The following is a 19245-nucleotide window of genomic DNA, read 5'->3' on the forward strand; positions in this document are numbered from 1 at the left end:
GGGAGATGGGGGGGATAAGAGAAATTAACTGTCAACTGTCAACTGTCAACTGTCAACTGTCCACTAACCTCTAATCATCGTTGAATAAGCCAAGTAAAGGACCTAAAACTAATCCAAATGCAAATCCACCAATGTGCGCCCAATAAGCTACTCCACCTGTTTCCATAGTCATATTAGCCGCTCTTTGCAAGTCAGCAAGACCAGATATGACATTTTGCACAATGTAAATCCCAATTATTATCCATGCTGGAACTCTGAGGGTAGTGATGAAAATACCTAGAAAAATAAGAGTTCTAACTAAAGCTTGAGGAAAGCGAATCATGTAAGCACCGAGAACTCCAGAAATCGCCCCAGAAGCACCTAATGAAGGAATAGCAGAATCCATACCAATAAACCATTGACACAATGCAGCTAAAGCACCGCAAGCCAAGTAGAAAATTATATATTTAAAATGACCTAAACGGTCTTCAATATTATTACCAAAAACCCAGAGAAACACCATATTAGAAATCAGGTGCCACCAACCACCATGCAAGAATTGTGAGGTAAACAACGTTGCCCATTCTGCTACTGGTTGATTAATAGCTTCACCAGCAAAGCTCGCACTTAATTGTTGTGGTATGACTGCATATAATTGAAAAAACTGCTCTACTTGTGGCTCTGATAAAGAAACTTGGTGAAGAAACACTAAAACATTCATACCAATCAAGCCGTAGGTCATAAAAGGCGTGATTCGCGTTGGGTTTTCGTCGTAAAGGGGAAACACTGGTGTTTTATATTGTGACTAATAACTGCACTATAACCTGTAGAGCTTGTAGTTGCGAAGTATAGAGCATTTCACCTTACAAATAATTTAATTAAATATCAAAATTTGGGAATGGGTAATGGGTAATGGGTAATGGGTAATGGGTAATGGGTAATGGGTGATGAGTAATGGGTAATGGGTAATGGGTAATGGGTGATGAGTTATGGGTAAGGACTATTGGTTGAAAATTGTCTCAATTACCAATTCCCAATCCCCAATTACCAATTACCAATTACCAATTACCAATCCCCAATTACCAAGCTTTATCTGGGGATTTGTCGCTAAATAAGCCTAATGCCGGTCCAAGGATTGCTCCAAAGACAAAACCACCTGCGTGCGCCCAATAGGCAATTCCACCACTTTCCATACCAATATTGGTAGGCATTTCTATACTGGCAATGCCGTAAAAAGCTTGTTGAACAAACCAGAATCCTAGAAAGAAGTATGCGGGAACTCGAAAAGTAGGAAAAAATATCCCCAAAGGTACAACACCGAGAACTTCTGCTTTAGGAAAGCGGATAATATATGCTCCCATCACACCGGCGATCGCACCGCTAGCACCTAAAGAAGGAATTGCCGAACCTTGAGAAAAATACCACTGAGTTAGGGAAGCCAGAATACCACAAGCGAGATAAAAAATCAAATATTTCACATAACCTAATTTTTCTTCAACATTGTTACCAAAAATCCATAAAAATAACATATTACCGCCCAGGTGCAATAAACCGCCGTGTAAAAATTGAGCAGTAATTAAAGTTAACCATTCGGGAACAGGTTGATTTACTGAAATTCCAGCGAAACTGCTGCTTAATTCTCGTGGTACTACAGCAAACAGGTGAAGAAAGCCATCTAAATACTGGGGTGATAAACTCGATTCGTAAAGAAAAGCGATGACATTAACGGCAATCAGTCCATAGGTAACATAAGGAGTGATGGAAATAGGATTATTGTCTCTAATTGGAACCACAGCAGTTTTTTCCGATTGTGAAGTATCAGCATTACATTACCTAATTTTTGTGATCATCGCTTCTAACTTGCGATTGAGATAGGTCACTGGTTTATTGAATTAACTAGCGATTGTTACCAAATTCAAACACTGTCATGGATTACTTTTTCTTTACAAAAATTTCCCAAGCCATTTTGCCAAAAGGGTCTATTCGACAATAGGATGGCTTAACAAAAATCTATTAACATTACAAAAGCTTGAGCGTGCCTCATGAAAGCTATAACTCTTCAGAGGGGAACAGGGAATAGGCAATGGGTGACAGAAAAATCCTCTATTTTGCCTAAATTTCAAGACGTTTTAGGAAAGGTTTAATTTTTCTCTCAGTTAGTCATTGTTCCCTGTTCCCCCCGAACCCTGTTCCCCCTTTAAAATATGAAAACTATCCAGATTGATACCCACAGAACAGAACGTATTAATGCAATTATTCAACAACGGCAAAGGTTTGGTAGTCAAATCGAACGGGACAAAGCAAATTTGGAAGCTTGTAAGTTAGGATTAGTTAATTTAAGTCAGCATCAATCCGAGTTTCTCGCTCGTGGAGTTGATGCTACATCTGCTAAACGTTTGGCAGAAATTAATTTTGATATAATTAAAGAAATTGATCGCCTTTTAAGTTCTCTAGAAAAATTGCGATCTGCTTGCAGCAGCGCTTCGCTATCGCGTTGTAATCGCAGCACAATAAACATCGCAGTCCTTGGTTATGCTCGACAAGGTAAAAGTCGTTTGCTACAAAGTTTAACCGGACTTAATAACCGAGTAATTCCCGATGGTAGCGAAGGATACTGTACGGGTACGTTGAGTAGAATTGTTCACCAACCCGGATTGTCACAAGCTGTAGCTAAGGTGCATTTTTATTCATCAAATGAATTTAGCAAGCAAGTGCTGGCTCCTTATTACGAAACTTTGGGTTTGGGTACAAAATCCATAACTGTTGAAGAATTTGCTCGCACTCCTCCCCCAGGTTTACCCTTAAATAAAAAAAATAGCGAATTTGACAAAGCCAGATACGGGCATTTACGTAAAGATTATTATTATAATATTGCTAAATATCGTCATTTACTCGCATCTCCATCGATGGAGATTGCTGAGCAAGATATTCCATTATACGTTACTCAAGATTCTATCGATCAAAGCGGCAATAAAATTGTTAATTATTTAGCAGTCAAAGAAGTTGAAATATCTTGTTCTTTTCCTCATGAGGATATTGGTCAAATTTCTTTGTTGGATTTACCGGGGTTGGGAGATACAAATTTAATCGAAGCAGAACGGTTAATCAAAATTCTTTCTCAGGAAGCCGATCTGATTTTATTTGTTCGCAAACCGGAAGCTAACGCTGTTTGGGGAGAAGCATATTTAAAATTGTATCAAATTGCTCACGATGCTTTAGGTGATTTTCCTCTTGCTAAATGTTCTTTTATGATTCTTAATCGTACTAAAGATGGTGCAGAAGGTGGTGACAACAGTTATCGCTGTCAGAAGTTACACTCAGAACTCAAAGAAACACCAATTCGAGTAGCGCAGTGTATTATTGCTGATTGCTCTAATTCTCAAGAAGTTTTTACTCAAGTTCTAGAGCCGATTCTTGATTATTTGGCTGCAAATGTAGAGTCTATTGAAAAAGAATATGGGCGTTCTTATCAAAAACAATTGGATGCACTTTATCACAATATCAGTATTGAGTTAGACAAAGCTAGTGGTGCTTTAGCTAGATATGGTGATGGTGATTTGTTATTTGAACAACTTTTTGCTCAGTTTTGGCGTAAATTGACCAATGATTTCGAAAATTTACTAGCAGAGTTAAAAGAAAATCGAGATAATTTAGACAGAGAATTTGCACAACAAGTTGAAAATGCGATTCAACGATGTCGAACAGATACGGGAATTCCATCAACCTGCAATGAAATTGCACAACGTCGTCATCTTTTTGGCTCGTATAGTACTGCTTATAACGAATTTTTACATGAAATCCGCACTAATTTTTTAGGACATTTCTTATCTTTAGATCAAGCGATGCAGCTTTCCCTGGAAAATCGCAAAAATTTAGTTGTCAAAATCCTTAAATCTCATTTAGGAGAACTTGTAGATTCAGAAGAAATCGATGTTCTCAAAATAATTTATAACCTGCTTCCCGATAACACGAATAATCTCAAAATGGGTTTTCAGAAACTTGATGAATTCGATGTCTCCCGTGCAGGAAGAGTAATCCGTCTGCTTCGCGTTAATATTGATAAACTAAAACCAGATACTAACACCAGTGCTTTATTGTTTCCTGAAAAACAATTTACACAAGAAGTAACTGCGGAATTGAATATTGAAGAACAGATTTTAGATACATTACAGAAACTACATCAAGAAGCAGCCGACAAATCTGAAACAGCTTTGAATCGAATAGTTTGCGAACCTTCTACTGATGCTTATTTTATGATAGAAGAATTTGTAGATCGAGTTATTCGCGCCAAAGATGTACAGTTAGAATGGCGCATTTTTCTTCGCAAAGAATGTTATCAAGTATGGTCAGAATTTCAACAAATAGAACAGCGTGTTCAACAGCAATTAATTTGGAGAACATTAGTTGAACGTGCTTCATATGTTAATAGTTTATTAATAAGGTAACTTTTAAAAAGTTAAGAGTTATTGTTTATAACTCTTAACTACAGTTTTCAGAAGTCGGGTTTTTATGATCATTATCTGCAACAAACTTACAAATTCAGTAAAAACCCGACTTCTTTTACAAATTTACTTGAGTTTTGCGAATATCCTCTAAAAGACCTCCACAAGCATCAACAAGTAAATCTACAACTCGCTCAAAGCCTTCCTTACCACCATAATAGGGGTCTGGGACTTCTTTGAGAGAGTGGGTACGGCAATAATCACAAATCAAGCGTACTTTTTCGTGATATTTTCCGTCCAAGTCCATAGAAAGAATATTGCGATAATTCTCCCTATCCATCGCTAAAATTAAATCAAAATTTTCAAAATCTGACCCTTGAAATTGACGCGCTTGTCCGCAAAGCTGAATTCCTAAAATAGCATTTGCAGCAGCATTCATACGGGAATCCGGGGGACTACCGATGTGATAACTTGATGTTCCAGCAGAGTCACAGTGGATAGAATTGCTCAAACCAGCTTTTTCTACCAAATGATTCATCACATTTTCTGCGGTTGGCGATCGACAAATATTACCCAAGCAGACAAACAGCAGCTCATAAGCCATAATCTACTTCTAGACTCGTCTAAAGTTTTGCAATTTCTAGCATATAAGACTGCTGACAAAGTGCTTGTTAAAATCCGGGAAGTTCCAATCCGCTGGTTAATTCTTCCATGCGATCGCGCATGGTGGCAGTAGATTTATTGTAAGCATCTTTCATTGCTGCTGTGACCAAATCGGAAAGCACTTCTGCTCCTTCATTCATAGCATCAGGTGAAATTACTACTCCTTTGGGTTCCTGGTTTCCACTGAGAATGACTTTTACCATTCCACCACCAGACTCTCCTTGAATTTCCATTTGCTCCAATTCTTCTTGGAGTTGTTTGGCTCCTTCTTGGACTTGCTGGGCTTTTTTGAAAGCTTCAGCCAGTTCTTTCATTTTTCCTAAACCAAAACCAAATCCTTGTCCTTTTCCTGTCATAATAAATAAGCCTGTGCTTTCAATAACAAATCAAATTCAATTATAGATGGGTAGTGTAATTTGATAGTTTTTTATCTTGAGGTAATGCACCCAATTAAATACTAAAAACTATATATCGAAGATTTTTGACTCAAAATGCTACTTTTTCCTGGCAGTGATAGTTAAGCTGTTTGGAATTCTCCCATCATCTTAACTTCTGGGTGTAATCCAATTGACCAGCGTTCTTGTACTTGATACTGGACGTGACGAATCAGATTGAAAATATCGTTAGCGGTTGCTCCACCACAATTAACAATAAAGTTAGCATGGCGCTGTGCTACTTGGGCTTGCCCAATTTGAAAACCTTTAAGACCAGTTTGCTCGATTAACCGACCTGCTGAATGAGGTGTCGGATTACGGAACACGCTACCACAACTTGGTAAATGGTAAGGTTGGGTAGCCAATCGATGCTCTTTGTGTTGCTTGGTTCTTGCAGTAACTTCTGCCGGATCTGCACCAGGTTGGAGTTGCAGAGTTGCTTGAGTGACGATTAAATTACTTCCTTGCAGTACCGAAGTTCGATAGCTATAATTTAATTGTTCGCCACTCAGAATTTGTAAAGTACCGTCCGGAGTTAGTACCTCGATGCTAACCAACATATCTGCAATACAACTATTGTGCGCTCCAGCATTCATAACTACAGCACCACCAATGGTTCCTGGAATGCCAACTGCCCATTCAAATCCTTCCCAACCAAGTTCGGCAGCTGCCCATGCTAAAGCAGGAATTGATTCTCCAGCAGCAAATGTGACCATACCAGTTTCCGTATCAAAATTAGTATGACGCATATGGCGAGTAGCGATAACCAGACCTGGTATACCATCATCGCTGATTAATAAGTTGGAACCAGCACCAAGTACTGTTATTGATAGCTGGTGTTCTTTGGCATATGCAACACTGGCTTGCAAAGATTCACTGGAACGGGGAGCAACAAGCCATTCTGCTGGACCACCAACTCTATAGGAAGTGTAGGCAGATAAAGCTACTTGAGGCTTGATAATACAGTCAGTACCACTTAAAGGGATTCCTTCGTTCTTACCGTCCACTTTCATTTTTTGTTTTGTTAGTTATTACATTAAAAGCTTGGCAAATATTTAGTAGATGCTTGAAAAACCGTCATATTTAGCAAAATACTTAAATATGTTTTGACGTGTAATTACCGTAATCATACGATATTCAAATTCGCAATCAAACGGTTGTCCGATACAGGTAATCATTGAGGGGATAAACTACCATTAAAAACCATTAAAAGTGGTTCATCCCGTGAGGTCGATGAATGTTGTTATTTAGGATGTGGCTTGTGCTGGTTGCCGAAGAAAATCTATAACTTCGGGAATTGTTTGGTTCAAGTTTCCAGCACCTAGGAATAATGCGATATCTCCAGGACGTAAGTTTTTGATTAAGAACTCACTAACGTCGGCTAAAGTCGGTTGATACTCTACGGCAAAATGATGTTTTGCTACTTCCGCAGCCAATTGTTCACCACTAATCAAACCAATATTTGGCTCTCCGGCGCTGTAGATATCGGTGAGGACAACTAAATCCGCATGGCTGAAAGATGTCGCAAATTCTGCTAAAAATGTTTTTGTGCGGCTATAACGATGAGGTTGGAAAATCGCAACTACTCTTTGTCCCGGTCTTGCTTGTAACCTTGCAGCAGCTAAAGTAGCGCTCAATTCACTGGGGTGATGTGCGTAATCATCGATAAAAACAATCCCGTCAACTTCACCTCGAAACTCGAAGCGTCGTCTTGCACCTTCAAAAGTCGCTAAACTTCTGGCAATTTCACCAAATTCTAAACCTAATGCCCTACCAATGGCTACTGCTGCTAAAGCATTACTGAGATTATGGTTGCCTAATACACTTAAATTTAATACTCCCAGAGCGATACCTTTTTCCCAAACTAAAGCTGTGGTACCGTCAGCACGATAATCAATATTTGTCGCATAATATTCGGCACCGCTATTTGGATCAAGGCTATAGCTGATATGAGGTTGGAAGCGCTCACGTACTGTTTTGCAATCAATACAAGCGACTACAGTTTGGCAGTTGCTGGTAAATGTTTTAAAAATATCTATTACTTCATCTAATGTTTTGTAATGGTCTGGATGGTCTAACTCTATATTGGTAATAATCCCAAATAAAGGAGAATGCTTCACCAAAGAACCATCAGATTCATCAGCTTCTGCTACTAAATAAGGGCTTTGTCCCAAACGAGCATTACCTTCCCAAGCTTTGACTTCACCACCCACTATGATTGTGGGGTCAATGCCACACTCTAATAACATATAGCCAATCATGCTACTAGTGGTAGTCTTGCCGTGAGTTCCGGCGACGGCAATACTCTTGTACTGCGATATTAATGCTGCTAATACATCAGAACGATGGAAAATTGGGCAGCCATTTTCTAATGCTGCTTTGTATTCCAAATTCGAGGCATTAATCGCTGTAGAACAAACTACTTGGGGTGTTCTGGCAATATCCTGAGAATCACCTTTAAAGAAATCAAGATTCGCTGCTTCTTGTTTACCAAAAACATTAACTCCGATCGATTCTAGTTTATGAGTAATGTGATTTGGACGAACATCAGAACCGCTAACTTGAAATCCCCTGAGAGCGAGTACATATGCCAAAGCTGACATACCAATACCGCCTACACCAATGAAATGAAACGGTCTACCACTAAAATCTACTACATTTACCATTGATTTTTCCTCTGACACCACACCACACCATTAACACTTCTAACACGCGCATCATACTCAGAATTTGATTTTTACTGACACGCACCCTGTATATTTGATTTCATTTTAATAAATAGAATTTGTTGCGTTCATGTTATTTGTCCAGAAAGATTTTAACCTTGAATGGGATTTTTTTCTCTTTCCAAACTATTATGACCTTTCTTATGACAATCGAAACACAATCTGGAAATAAACAATTGTAATTCACAATACACCTTTGTCCTTTGAGAAAAGCAATTGTCTAGAATACGACATCGGTTGCGATAGAAGATTTGAGTCTACATAAAATTCATATCTATGAATTGGAAATATTAGCTTTCTGAGATTAGTATCTCCGACACCATCATTGAAGAATAGTTATTTGTAGTCGAAACAACTTTGTTTTAGCCTACATATAAAAAGGGTAATTTAGGTGTCCCAAGTGCCATTAATTGATAAATAACCGATAACTCAGCAAACATTCGCCTGTAGATTTTAAAATTAAAAATCTAAAAATCATAGTGGCTTTATTTCATCCTAAACTGGTAGCAACCAATTAATCAAAAATTCGATTGCTATGGATACCTTAGTTAACAAGTGTAACTTGTATGCAAATACTACTACCATTTAAATGTTAGTTAGGATATGGTTGTACCCAATTGTGATACTGAAAACATTAATTGGCACAATTGTGTAATTAGTTTTATGCACCTCCACTCTCAAGTGGTGTGAATATAACTCAATCCGAGTCGATGTGCAAGCAAGTAGAGCAACAACCGGGCAATTATTCGCATATCATGTATTAGCAATTAATACATACTCCTTTAGAAAGAGTTTCGTCAAGTATGATTCCTAACTTATGTAGCAATTGTCTCTAATGGGTAACTTGGGAACGGACTTTTTTAGAACCCATATCGTTAATCTCGGTGTTTGCTCTGGCTAATCGGGATAAATTATCAAGTTTTTTAAGGAATCTAGCACTCTATAGTTATTAATACTCCCCCTTTGCGATATGATCGTTCGCATAAATAAGCATTGTTTAGACATAAATACAGAGGGCAAGACCTGTGGTTAGAGTTGCAATTAATGGTTTCGGTCGCATCGGACGTAACTTTATGCGCTGTTGGATGGCGAGAGAAAATAGTAACTTAGAAGTTGTTGCTATTAACGATACCTCAGACCCCAGAACGAATGCTCATTTGCTGACCTATGATACGATGCTCGGCAATTTAAAAAATGTTGACATTTCCGCTGATGATAATTCCATTACAGTCAAAGGTAAAACGATAAAATGCGTGTCTGACCGCAATCCAGAAAATCTGCCCTGGAAAGAGTGGGAAATTGACCTCATTATTGAATCAACTGGGGTATTTGTCAGCGAAGAAGGAGCTAGAAAGCATATTAAATCTGGCGCTAAAAAAGTTCTCATTACTGCTCCTGGAAAGGGCGGTAACGTTGGTACTTTTGTTATGGGCGTAAATCATCAAGATTACGATCCAAACAAGTATGACGTGATTAGTAATGCTAGCTGTACCACTAATTGCTTGGCTCCTATCGCTAAAGTGTTAGATGAGAAATTTGGTATCATCAAGGGTACTATGACCACTACTCACAGCTACACTGGCGACCAACGCTTACTCGACGCTTCTCACCGAGATGTACGTCGTGCTAGAGCCGCAGCAATGAACATTGTACCCACTTCTACAGGTGCAGCAAAAGCAGTTGCATTAGTACTACCAGCTTTAAAAGGAAAACTTAATGGTGTCGCATTACGGGTACCTACTCCTAACGTTTCCATGGTGGATTTTGTAGTCCAAGTTGAAAAGCCTACCATTGCTGAAGAAATTAACCAAGCTTTTCAAAATGCTGCTGAAGGCGAACTCAAAGGGATTTTGGGTTACTGCGATTTACCTTTAGTGTCTTCGGATTATAAGGGTAGCGATACTTCTTCGGTTGTAGATGCTAGCCTGACAATGGTTTTGGGTGGAGATATGGTTAAAGTTATGGCTTGGTATGACAACGAATGGGGTTACAGTCAGCGGGTTGTTGATTTGGCTGAATTGATTGCCCAAAAATGGACTAATTAATTTTGGATTTTAGATTTTGGATTTTAGATTTTAAATAGTCGCATTCACCCAAAATCTAAAATTATCTCGCTCAATTTGTAAAATGTTGAAATCCCCGGCTTAAGTTTAAAACTTGGTCGGGAATTTCCTTGCTACTATCGTGCAATAAAACTTCCTGACGATCGCCATTAGTAATTGTTCCGATTATTGCTGCACTATTACCAAGCTTTTGTACTAGTTGACTGGCTGCTGGTTTTGGTAAACAAAGTAGTAATTCAAAATCTTCCCCACCGTAAAGAGCATATTCTATCGCTTGTTCTGCTGTCAGCCAAGGCTTCATGGCTGGATGTAAGGGAATCTGAGTAGCTTCAATCGTTGCACCAACTTGACTTGAATGACAAACTTGTAAGATTGCATCCGCTAAACCGTCGCTGCTATCCATTCCACAAATATTTGTAAGAGAGTGAGAGTCTACAATCTCCCATAGAATTGGTAGGATATCCAAACGTGGTTTTGGTCGTTGATGTGCTTGAATTAAGGCTGCTTTTTCGTCTTCGCTCAGATTTCTTGTTAAATCGGGATTTAGCAGCAACTCCAAACCTGCACGAGAAGCCCCATGATAGCCTGTAACAACAATTGCATCTCCTAAGTCGGCTTGATTGCGACGAATCGTCAGCCGTGGAGCAACTTGTCCGAAAGCTGTAATTGCCACGCTGATAATTGGCGATCGCACTATGTCACCACCGACAATCGGGGTGTTATGTTGCTGCAAACATTGCGTCATTCCCTGGTATAGTTTTTCAACCCAATCTACAGAAGTCTCTCCAGGGAGTCCTAAACCGACGGTAATTCCTAACGGTGAAGCTCCCATTGCTGCCAAGTCAGAAAGATTTGCTGCCGCTGCTCGCCAACCAACATCTTCAGGAGATGTAGTAATTTCACTGAAATGTACTTTATCAATTAATACGTCTGTAGTAATTACCAAAGATTTTTCCGCAGCAGTTGTTAATACCGCTCCATCATCGCCGATAATGTCTGGGGGACAAAAACCCTGCAATATTTTTAAAAGTCCTTGTTCGCCAATTTCTTTGACTTGCATAGAATCAGTTATCAGTTAACAGTTATCAGTTAACAGTTATCAGTTGCGGATTGCAACACATTATCTGAGCGGTAGTTGAGATATACTATCGACGGGAATTAGTAAGGGTAGGGGAAGATATATGGTAAAAGTGGTTTTAACGGTGATTTTGCTGGTACTATTAACAGCTTGCAGTTTTGGTACACCATCACCAAATAAACAGTTAATCAAAAGAGCGATCGCCCTTTCCATGCAGGAAACCCAACAGCAACTCAGGGAAAAATTAAATTTAGATTTCGGCGAATTTGAAATCAATCATTTATCAATTAAACAGCGGCAGCTGATGACGGTTGAAGGTTTACCAGCTTTCCGCATTCAGGGAACTTATGATTTAAATTTGAAGTTACCAAAACGAACTTTAGAACAACCACAAAAACTCTTTGACGTTTACCTACAACTGCAAAAAGAAGGTAAAACCTGGAGATTGCTGCTTCCTCCCCGAAATAATCAAAATACATCAATTTGGCATAGCTATCTTTTAGTAATGAAAATATTTGCTCGAACCTAAGATGCTCCCGGATAAAGTTCCATTACTGTGATTCGGGTGTGAATCAAGTTAAAATATCAATCAATTGAGCTAAGATTAAAGGCAGAAGAATTAATTATTAATTTGATATATACCCGCACCGCTTCCGCAATCAATTCCGCAATGAATGTTTATTGATAACTAATTTAAAAAGGTGACTAGTATTCAAGACAACAACTTTTCTCTTCCGGGAGAAATTCTCATTCCCCAGGCACCTCCCGGATTTAAGTCTGGTTTTATCGGTATTATCGGTCGTCCGAATGTCGGTAAATCTACTTTAATGAATCAATTAGTAGGTCAAAAAATTGCGATTACCTCACCAGTAGCGCAAACTACGCGAAATCGATTGCGCGGTATTTTAACCACACCCGAAGCACAACTGATTTTTGTCGATACACCCGGAATTCATAAACCCCACCATCAACTAGGGGAAGTATTGGTGACAAATGCCAAAATTGCCATCGATTCTGTGGATGTTTTACTGTTTGTGGTTGATGGTAGCACAGCTTGCGGTGGTGGCGATCGCTATATTGCTTCATTACTCGAACGTACTACCACGCCGGTAATTTTAGGCATCAACAAAATTGATAGCCAGCCGTCCAATTCTCAGTTGATAGATGAAAGTTATCTAGAATTAGCACAGTCTGGAGAATGGCAAACAGGAAGATTTTCCGCTAAAACCAGCGATGGACTGCTAGAATTGCAACAATTATTAATAGAACATTTAGAACCAGGTCCTTATTATTATCCACCGGATTTAGTAACCGATCAACCGGAACGGTTTATTATGGGTGAACTAATTCGAGAACAGATTTTGCTATTAACTCGCGAAGAAGTTCCCCATTCGGTAGCCATCAGTATAGATTTAGTGGAAGAAACACCTGCAATTACCCGTGTATTGGCAACAATTAACGTCGAACGCGATTCCCAAAAAGGTATTTTAATTGGGAAAGGTGGAGGAATGCTCAAATCTGTAGGAAGTGCAGCCAGAGAACAAATCCAAAAGTTAATTGCAGGCAAAGTTTACTTAGAATTATTCGTTAGAGTACAAGCAAAATGGCGACATTCCCGCACTCGGTTAGCTGAATTGGGATATCGGGTAGAAAAGTGAGTACCACCGGAGTTAGTACCACCGGAGTTAGGAGTGAGTACCACCGGAGTTAGTACCACCGGAGTGAGGAGTGAGTACCACCGGAGTGAGGAGTTAAGCTAAAAAGGTTTAATTTGTATATTGAAATTCGATTAAAGTGTTGTAGTGCGGGCTGTTAGCCCGTTAGAAAAATGCAAATTAAATCCGCTACAACTTAGGAGTAAGAATTTATTACTTACCATCTCCCCATCCCCCCATCCCCTTGTCCCTTTAATGCACTACTCCAGCAGGTGCTTCTTCTTCCACAACGGGACTGCGTAAATTTTCGACTAAAGCTTGAATTTCTGGCGGTGGTGGTGGTGTTAGACGGGAAACGATTAAGGTGACAATCAAGTTAATAATCATACCTAATGTTCCGATACCCTCAGCGGAAATACCGAAAAACCAAGTCGGCATTCCGGCAAATTTTACGCCGATAATATAGACGGTGGTGAAGATTAAGCCGGTTAACATTCCGGCAATAGCACCTTCTTTGTTAGTACGTTTGTCAAAGATTCCCAAGAATATCGCTGGGAAAAAGCTGGCTGCTGCTAAACCGAAAGCAAAGGCTACAACTTGTGCGACAAAACCCGGTGGGTTTACACCAAAGTATCCGGCGACTACTACCGCAAAACCTACCATGATTCTACCGACAAATACCCGCCTACTTTCCGATGCATGGGGGTTGATCATCCGGTAGTAAACATCATGGGCGATGGAGCTGGAAATTACTAGTAATAATCCCGATGCTGTAGATAAGGCTGCTGCTAATCCACCTGCGGCGACTAAAGCGATTACCCACGGTGCAAGTTTGGCGACTTCTGGGGTAGAAAGTACGATGATGTCATTATCAATTGTAATTTCGTTGGTTGCTTTATCTGGAGTTAATTGCAATTTTCCATCACCGTTTTTATCGGTAAAAGCTAATAATCCGGTACTTTCCCATTTTTTCGCCCAATCTAGCTGCTGTACTTCTGTTACTGTTTTATTGTGAAGAGAATCAATTAAGTTGTAACGAGCAAACATGGAAAGAGCGGGAGCAGTGGTATAAAGTATGGCAATTAGTAATAATGCCCAACCGGCAGAATAACGAGCGGCGCGGACATTGGGTACAGTATAAAATCTGACAATTACGTGGGGTAAGCCTGCGGTTCCAACCATCAAAGCAATGGTGATAAACAATACGTCCAACATCGATTTATTGGTGAATGGTTCAGTATATTCCTGAAAACCCAAACTAACTTGAATATCGTTGAGTTTATCAGCAATATCACTGAAGGTAAATGCGAATTGGGGTATCGGATTTCCTGTGAGATAAATTGAAATTGCGATCGCAGGAATCAGATAGGCAATAATTAAAATGCAATATTGAGCGACTTGCGTCCAGGTAATACCTTTCATTCCTCCCAACACTGCGAAAAAGCCGACAATTACCATACCGATAATTACACCCGTATTGATATCGACTTGCAAAAACCGGCTAAAAACGATACCAACACCGCGCATTTGACCAGCGACATAGGTGAGTGAAACAAAGATAGCCGCAACCACAGCCACCAATCGAGCAAATTGAGAATAATAGCGATCGCCAACAAAGTCGGGTACTGTATATTTGCCAAATTTTCGCAAGTAAGGGGCTAGGAGTAACGCTAGCAGTACATAACCACCAGTCCATCCCATCAAATAGATTGAGCCGTCGTAACCTAAAGTCGAAATTAGTCCTGCCATGGAAATAAACGAAGCAGCTGACATCCAATCAGCAGCAGTAGCAGCACCGTTCGCGAGGGCTGGGACACCTTGTCCGGCGACAAAAAATCCTTTACTATCTTTGACACGAGATTGCCAACCGATATAAATGTAAAGTAAAAAGGAAATGCCGACAAATAAAATCGTCCAAATTTCAACTGACACAGTTTCCCTACCTTTTAATATTATATTTGCGGTCTAACTTATCCATTTGCACAGCGTAAATAAAAATCAGCACTACAAACACCAAGATTGAACCCTGCTGAGCCATCCAGAAGCCAAAAGGTACGCCAAAAAAACGGATTGTATTTAAAGGCTGCACTAGCAAAATACTAAATCCTAGGGATACCATTGCCCAAACTATTAAAAGATTGCGAATTAAAGCTGTATTTTTCTGCCAATAAATGCGGTGGTTTTCGTTATTCATGATTTATGATCATCAATGCATGAAAATCATAGCAGCAAAGCGGGTTTATAGAGAAAGTGTGTAACGATACCAACAGTATTTTTAATGATTGTTAAAGATTTGGCAAAGCTTTCCACTATTTTTATTTGGTTGCATTAGTTAATCTTAATTCGCATCTTTAACTACCCATCGAGTATTTTGAGCATCCCATACTAAAAAGAAGCGTACCGTACTAGGAACAGTACGACCATTTTTCATTAAATAGTTTAATGAAGCATCGACTGTAGCTGTATTTTGATTTGCTTCTAAAATAGTTACTTGCTCAATATTTACACTTTCAACTTTGCCTTTCCACCAACTGAGATAAGAAAAATAACCGTTGGGATGAAAACGTTTGTTATCTTTATATTCCGGAGATAACTGATTCCAAGCTGTTTTATACTGACCTTGATTAATTATTAAGTAATAATTCTCTACTGCTTGTGCTGGTGATGGTTGTTGGACTGTTGGCGATGTAAAATCAATCGGAGGAGATAATGGAGTTTCTGGGGTAATTAGAGGTTCAGGGTTAGGATTAGTTATTTGAGGAGTTTCTACTGTTAGAGGTGGTTCTATTTCTGAACTTACACTCGGCTCTACAGCAACTGGTTGAGTTAAACTTGGTTTTTCTGTTGCAGCTACCTTAGGTGTTGGTGTATTTTCTGGCTGATTATTTAAATTTAAATTTAAATTTTCTGAAGCTTTTTCAGGTAAAGTTGTCGGTTGTAGTTCTTGTTCTTTTGTGATTACTTGGGGTTGTTTATATAAAGCAAAACCAATGATGATTGATGCACCGATTAAACTACCCGCAATCAAACTACCAAAAAGAATTCCTTTACCGTTCCCTTGGCTACTAGAGACAATTGAAGATGGTGGTGCAATAGAAATAGTACTTAAATAACTTTGGGGTGCTAAGGTGATTCCGGGGGGGAGAGTATCCGAATTCCCGATATGGGAAACTCTTGAAGGTACGGTTAAAACACCACTTTGCAAAGCTTGCAGCATAACGCTGGCACTATTGAATCTCTCCCTAGCATGAAACCCAATTGCTTTATCTAAAATACTTGCAAAATCATCTTTAACATTCGGTGCATAATGCCGCCATAATATTTTACCAGTTGCGGGGTCAGTGGCTAATTCTTGCGGCATTTTACCTGTAAGCAGATAAATAGCAGTTAAACCCAAACTATATAAATCGCTAGCAAACATAGGTCTTCCCAGGGATTGTTCAGTTGACATAAATCCGGGTGTACCAATCACAATCGATTTTGTGGCATTCCCTGAAGAATTTAATACCGTCGATAAACTTTCTTTAACTGCACCAAAATCTATAAGTACAGGCTTATTGTCAACATTAATTAAAATATTTTCTGGTTTTATATCTCGATGAACAATACCTTTAGAGTGAACATACTCAAGAACTGGTAAAATACCAATTAAAATTCCTTTGACAGAATTTTCGTCCATTAAACCAACTTCTTGCAAAATTTGGGTTAAAGTTTTTCCTTCAATATACTCTTGTACTAAGTAAAATTGCCCATGTTCGCTGAAATAAGCATACAATCGCGGAATCTGAGGGCTACCATCACCCAGTTCTTCTAAAATCGCTGCTTCGCGTCCAAAACGCTGCTGTACCAACTGATAAACCTGGGTATTATCTTTAATCGGTCGTAGTTGTTTAATTACACAAGGACGAATCGAAGGCATTTGGGTATCCTCTGCCAGGAACGTTTTTCCAAATCCGCCGCTTCCTAAAGTCCGAATAATCCGATAGCGGTTATTAAGCAGCATTTGTATAAATAAGGGCGCTAGTGAGTCAAAAGGAACACAGTCATATATTTTACTCACTTTCTTGTATAAACAGCGAGTTAAGTTGGGATTTATGACCACGGATTGACTGATGATTCCACAGATTACACGGATTTAATTACCAATTACCCATTACCATATCAAGTTACCCGATGCTACTACAGCCGCTCAACCGTTTGAAATTACGCCTTAATTTAACTTACTAGAATCATCAAAATTCCAATTTTGTTGTTCTGCATTCCACACAAGATCAAATCGTTGAGCATCAGAAATAACTCTCCCCGATTTTAGATAATATTTCATTTCTACTTGTACTGTTGCGGTATTAGAAGTAGTTGATAAAGTATTTGCTTCCTCAACTACTACTCGTTCCACTTTATTCCACCAATCTACATATTCCGAGTAACTATTGTTAGATTTATTTTGTTGAAATTTTGCAGAAAGTTGATTCCAACTATTAGAATAATTTTGATTATTAATCGTTGTATAGTAATCGACAACTGTTTGACTTGGTGATGGCTTTGCATTTATTCTAGGACTCTTTATCTGAGAACCATAGAAATAATTTGGTGATGCATTTGCATCTTGACTTGCCAAAGCACAATAAGCGTTTTCATTAGCTGGAATATAATTTTTTAGCGACTCAATACAGTCTGTACGACTGCTAAATTTTGCCGTATAAACTTGATAAAATGGATTACCCGATAAATTGGGATAATCTTGTAACCAAAATTTTCCAGCTTCCTGATAACCAGCATTTTTTAAATTTGTTATTTGATTATCAGCATTATTAATTTCTCGAAAAGCCGAATCTGCTAAAAAATAAAACGAATTTGTAATAGTTGGATTTGAAGTTGGTTGGCTACTCGGAGTATTTACAGGCTCTATAGTTGCTGCTGTCGGTTCGGGTTTTATAAATGTAATTTGTTGTGACTGACGTGTTTCTTGGATGAACACAAAAGCTAATAACACACATCCACCGATCGCACTACCCATTAATACCGATTTGAACCAGTTTCCCCCTGTAGTCGGTTGGGCGATTTCTTGGGCTGACTGTATCATTTGTATCGTTGGCTGCGGTTGTAGTGCGTCGAGCATCTCTTTGGCAGTAGAAAAACGTTCTCTGAGGTGAGAGCGAGTTGCTTTATCCAAAACCGCTGCAAAATTAGAACTCACAGAATTTTGAGAATTAATATTAGACCAAATAATTTCTCCACTATGAACATCTGTGGGCAATTCTTGCGGTAATTTTGCTGTTAATAAATAAATTGCCACCAATCCTAAACTATACAAGTCGCTGGCAAAAACAGCCCGTCCCGCAGCTTGTTCGATTGGCATAAATCCAGGTGTTCCGATTACAATGGAACTGGTGACATTTCCCTGAGAATTAACTTGTGTGGTCATTGTTTCCCGTACCGCACCAAAATCGATTAAAACAGGTTGATTATCTGACGAGCGGATAATAATATTTTCTGGTTTAATATCCCGGTGAACAATGCCTTGATTGTGGACGTATTCAAGTAGCTTGAGTAAACTGACTAATATTTCTCGCACCCTCAATTCACTCAAGCTTCCGCAAGTTGCCACTATTTCGCTGAAAGTTTGTCCTTGAATATACTCTTGAGCGAGGTAAAACTGTTGCCCTTCCTGAAAATATGCATATAAACTAGGAATCTGAGAACTACCGTCACCGAGAGCTTCCAAAATCGCCGCTTCTCTTGCAAATCTTTGCTGTACCAGTTGATAAGTTTGAGGATTATGTTGAATTAGTTTTAGTTGTTTAATTACACATCGACGAGTTGAAGGTATTTGAGTATCTTCGGCTAAAAAAGTTTTTCCAAATCCACCGCTTCCTAAACTCCGAATTATTCGATAGCGCTTGTTGAGCAGCATTTGACAAATAAGTGTGATTAAAAAAAAATAACTAGTAATATATTTTACCTGTTTCTCCGCAGTCAAGCTTCTGTTTAAAGTTAGGGTTTGTGTTTTTTTGTGATTTTTTTGTGGCGATCGCTGATAATTTAACTAATAAAGTAAAGCAATGGGTGGGATAGAGAGAACAAGCTAAGAGATGTTCTTCCCTTGGTTTGTAAGCCGCACCCTTGCGGGTGAACCGAGCATCCCTGCCCGTCCGAATGTGCCTGATAAAAATTAAATATGCTGTAAAATATCTAAGTCCAGATT

At 39.0% G+C, this 19245-nt stretch carries 15 protein-coding genes; 4 read left to right on the forward strand and 11 right to left on the reverse strand.

Annotation, left to right across the window (positions count from 1 at the left end):
* Positions 1-70 precede the first annotated feature (70 nt).
* Both IQ247_RS20530 and IQ247_RS20535 read right to left on the reverse strand, forming a co-directional pair.
* Positions 71-721: a rhomboid family intramembrane serine protease gene (locus tag IQ247_RS20530; RefSeq protein ID WP_228059909.1), complete on the reverse strand. Its 651-nt coding sequence runs from the start codon at positions 719-721 to the stop codon at positions 71-73.
* A gap of 337 nt (positions 722-1058) precedes the next feature.
* The gene (locus IQ247_RS20535; protein WP_193922973.1) at positions 1059-1772 is read right to left on the reverse strand and encodes a rhomboid family intramembrane serine protease; all 714 of its coding nucleotides are present in this window, start codon (positions 1770-1772) and stop codon (positions 1059-1061) included.
* 411 nt (positions 1773-2183) lie between these two features.
* On the opposite strand from IQ247_RS20535, the gene IQ247_RS20540 reads away from it, so the two are divergent.
* Entirely contained in the window at positions 2184-4424 is a 2241-nt protein-coding gene (locus IQ247_RS20540) for a dynamin family protein (protein ID WP_193922976.1), read from the forward strand.
* A 115-nt stretch (positions 4425-4539) separates the two neighbouring features.
* Here the strand turns inward: IQ247_RS20540 and IQ247_RS20545 are convergent, their stop codons facing one another.
* The 4 genes from IQ247_RS20545 to murC all read right to left on the reverse strand — a co-directional run bounded on the left by IQ247_RS20545 (position 4540) and on the right by murC (position 8184).
* Positions 4540-5025: a low molecular weight protein-tyrosine-phosphatase gene (locus IQ247_RS20545; protein WP_193922977.1), complete on the reverse strand. Its 486-nt coding sequence runs from the start codon at positions 5023-5025 to the stop codon at positions 4540-4542.
* Between the two features lie 67 nt (positions 5026-5092).
* On the reverse strand, positions 5093-5440 hold the full coding sequence (locus IQ247_RS20550) for a YbaB/EbfC family nucleoid-associated protein (protein ID WP_193922978.1): 348 nt from the start codon (positions 5438-5440) through the stop codon (positions 5093-5095).
* Between the two features lie 161 nt (positions 5441-5601).
* Positions 5602-6531, reverse strand: a complete 930-nt coding sequence (gene murB, locus IQ247_RS20555; protein ID WP_193922980.1) for a UDP-N-acetylmuramate dehydrogenase — start codon at positions 6529-6531, stop codon at positions 5602-5604.
* Positions 6532-6765: 234 nt separating this feature from the next.
* The gene (murC, locus tag IQ247_RS20560; RefSeq protein WP_193922981.1) at positions 6766-8184 is read right to left on the reverse strand and encodes a UDP-N-acetylmuramate--L-alanine ligase; all 1419 of its coding nucleotides are present in this window, start codon (positions 8182-8184) and stop codon (positions 6766-6768) included.
* 1085 nt (positions 8185-9269) lie between these two features.
* On the opposite strand from murC, the gene IQ247_RS20565 reads away from it, so the two are divergent.
* A complete protein-coding gene (locus tag IQ247_RS20565; protein WP_193922983.1) occupies positions 9270-10289 on the forward strand; it encodes a type I glyceraldehyde-3-phosphate dehydrogenase in 1020 nt (339 codons plus the stop codon).
* A gap of 70 nt (positions 10290-10359) precedes the next feature.
* Here the strand turns inward: IQ247_RS20565 and thiL are convergent, their stop codons facing one another.
* Positions 10360-11367, reverse strand: coding sequence for a thiamine-phosphate kinase (gene thiL, locus IQ247_RS20570; RefSeq protein ID WP_193922984.1), 1008 nt, complete (start codon positions 11365-11367; stop codon positions 10360-10362).
* A gap of 121 nt (positions 11368-11488) precedes the next feature.
* Here thiL and IQ247_RS20575 point away from each other — a divergent pair, with 121 nt between their 5' ends.
* Both IQ247_RS20575 and era read left to right on the forward strand, forming a co-directional pair.
* On the forward strand, positions 11489-11914 hold the full coding sequence (locus tag IQ247_RS20575) for a hypothetical protein (protein WP_193922985.1): 426 nt from the start codon (positions 11489-11491) through the stop codon (positions 11912-11914).
* A gap of 172 nt (positions 11915-12086) precedes the next feature.
* Positions 12087-13043 (forward strand): GTPase Era, encoded by a 957-nt coding sequence (gene era / locus IQ247_RS20580; RefSeq protein WP_193922986.1) that lies wholly within the window; start codon positions 12087-12089, stop codon positions 13041-13043.
* Between the two features lie 249 nt (positions 13044-13292).
* Here the strand turns inward: era and IQ247_RS20585 are convergent, their stop codons facing one another.
* The 4 genes from IQ247_RS20585 to IQ247_RS20600 form a co-directional block, all read right to left on the reverse strand.
* Positions 13293-14972 (reverse strand): sodium:solute symporter family protein, encoded by a 1680-nt coding sequence (locus IQ247_RS20585; protein ID WP_193922988.1) that lies wholly within the window; start codon positions 14970-14972, stop codon positions 13293-13295.
* A 7-nt stretch (positions 14973-14979) separates the two neighbouring features.
* Positions 14980-15234, reverse strand: a complete 255-nt coding sequence (locus IQ247_RS20590; protein WP_193922990.1) for a DUF4212 domain-containing protein — start codon at positions 15232-15234, stop codon at positions 14980-14982.
* 144 nt (positions 15235-15378) lie between these two features.
* Positions 15379-17043 carry a serine/threonine-protein kinase gene (locus IQ247_RS20595; protein ID WP_228059910.1) on the reverse strand — a complete coding sequence of 555 codons (1665 nt, stop codon included), beginning with the start codon at positions 17041-17043 and terminating at the stop codon, positions 15379-15381.
* A gap of 207 nt (positions 17044-17250) precedes the next feature.
* Positions 17251-18954 carry a serine/threonine-protein kinase gene (locus tag IQ247_RS20600; protein WP_193922991.1) on the reverse strand — a complete coding sequence of 568 codons (1704 nt, stop codon included), beginning with the start codon at positions 18952-18954 and terminating at the stop codon, positions 17251-17253.
* Positions 18955-19245: the final 291 nt, after the last annotated feature.

This window comes from Plectonema cf. radiosum LEGE 06105, from assembly GCF_015207665.1.
GTDB lineage: Bacteria > Cyanobacteriota > Cyanobacteriia > Cyanobacteriales > Nostocaceae > Rivularia > Rivularia radiosa_A.

Bases quoted from the DNA above. Each gene is read 5' to 3' on its own strand.
- IQ247_RS20550 (WP_193922978.1), bottom strand. From the start codon at position 5,440: ATGACAGGAAAAGGACAAGGATTTGGTTTTGGTTTAGGAAAAATGAAA.
- murB (WP_193922980.1), bottom strand. From the start codon at position 6,531: ATGAAAGTGGACGGTAAGAACGAAGGAATCCCTTTAAGTGGTACTGAC.
- IQ247_RS20545 (WP_193922977.1), bottom strand. From the start codon at position 5,025: ATGGCTTATGAGCTGCTGTTTGTCTGCTTGGGTAATATTTGTCGATCG.
- IQ247_RS20600 (WP_193922991.1), bottom strand. From the start codon at position 18,954: ATGCTGCTCAACAAGCGCTATCGAATAATTCGGAGTTTAGGAAGCGGT.
- IQ247_RS20530 (WP_228059909.1), bottom strand. From the start codon at position 721: ATGACCTACGGCTTGATTGGTATGAATGTTTTAGTGTTTCTTCACCAA.
- thiL (WP_193922984.1), bottom strand. From the start codon at position 11,367: ATGCAAGTCAAAGAAATTGGCGAACAAGGACTTTTAAAAATATTGCAG.
- IQ247_RS20540 (WP_193922976.1), top strand. From the start codon at position 2,184: ATGAAAACTATCCAGATTGATACCCACAGAACAGAACGTATTAATGCA.
- IQ247_RS20590 (WP_193922990.1), bottom strand. From the start codon at position 15,234: ATGAATAACGAAAACCACCGCATTTATTGGCAGAAAAATACAGCTTTA.
- IQ247_RS20595 (WP_228059910.1), bottom strand. From the start codon at position 17,043: ATGCTGCTTAATAACCGCTATCGGATTATTCGGACTTTAGGAAGCGGC.
- IQ247_RS20575 (WP_193922985.1), top strand. From the start codon at position 11,489: ATGGTAAAAGTGGTTTTAACGGTGATTTTGCTGGTACTATTAACAGCT.
- murC (WP_193922981.1), bottom strand. From the start codon at position 8,184: ATGGTAAATGTAGTAGATTTTAGTGGTAGACCGTTTCATTTCATTGGT.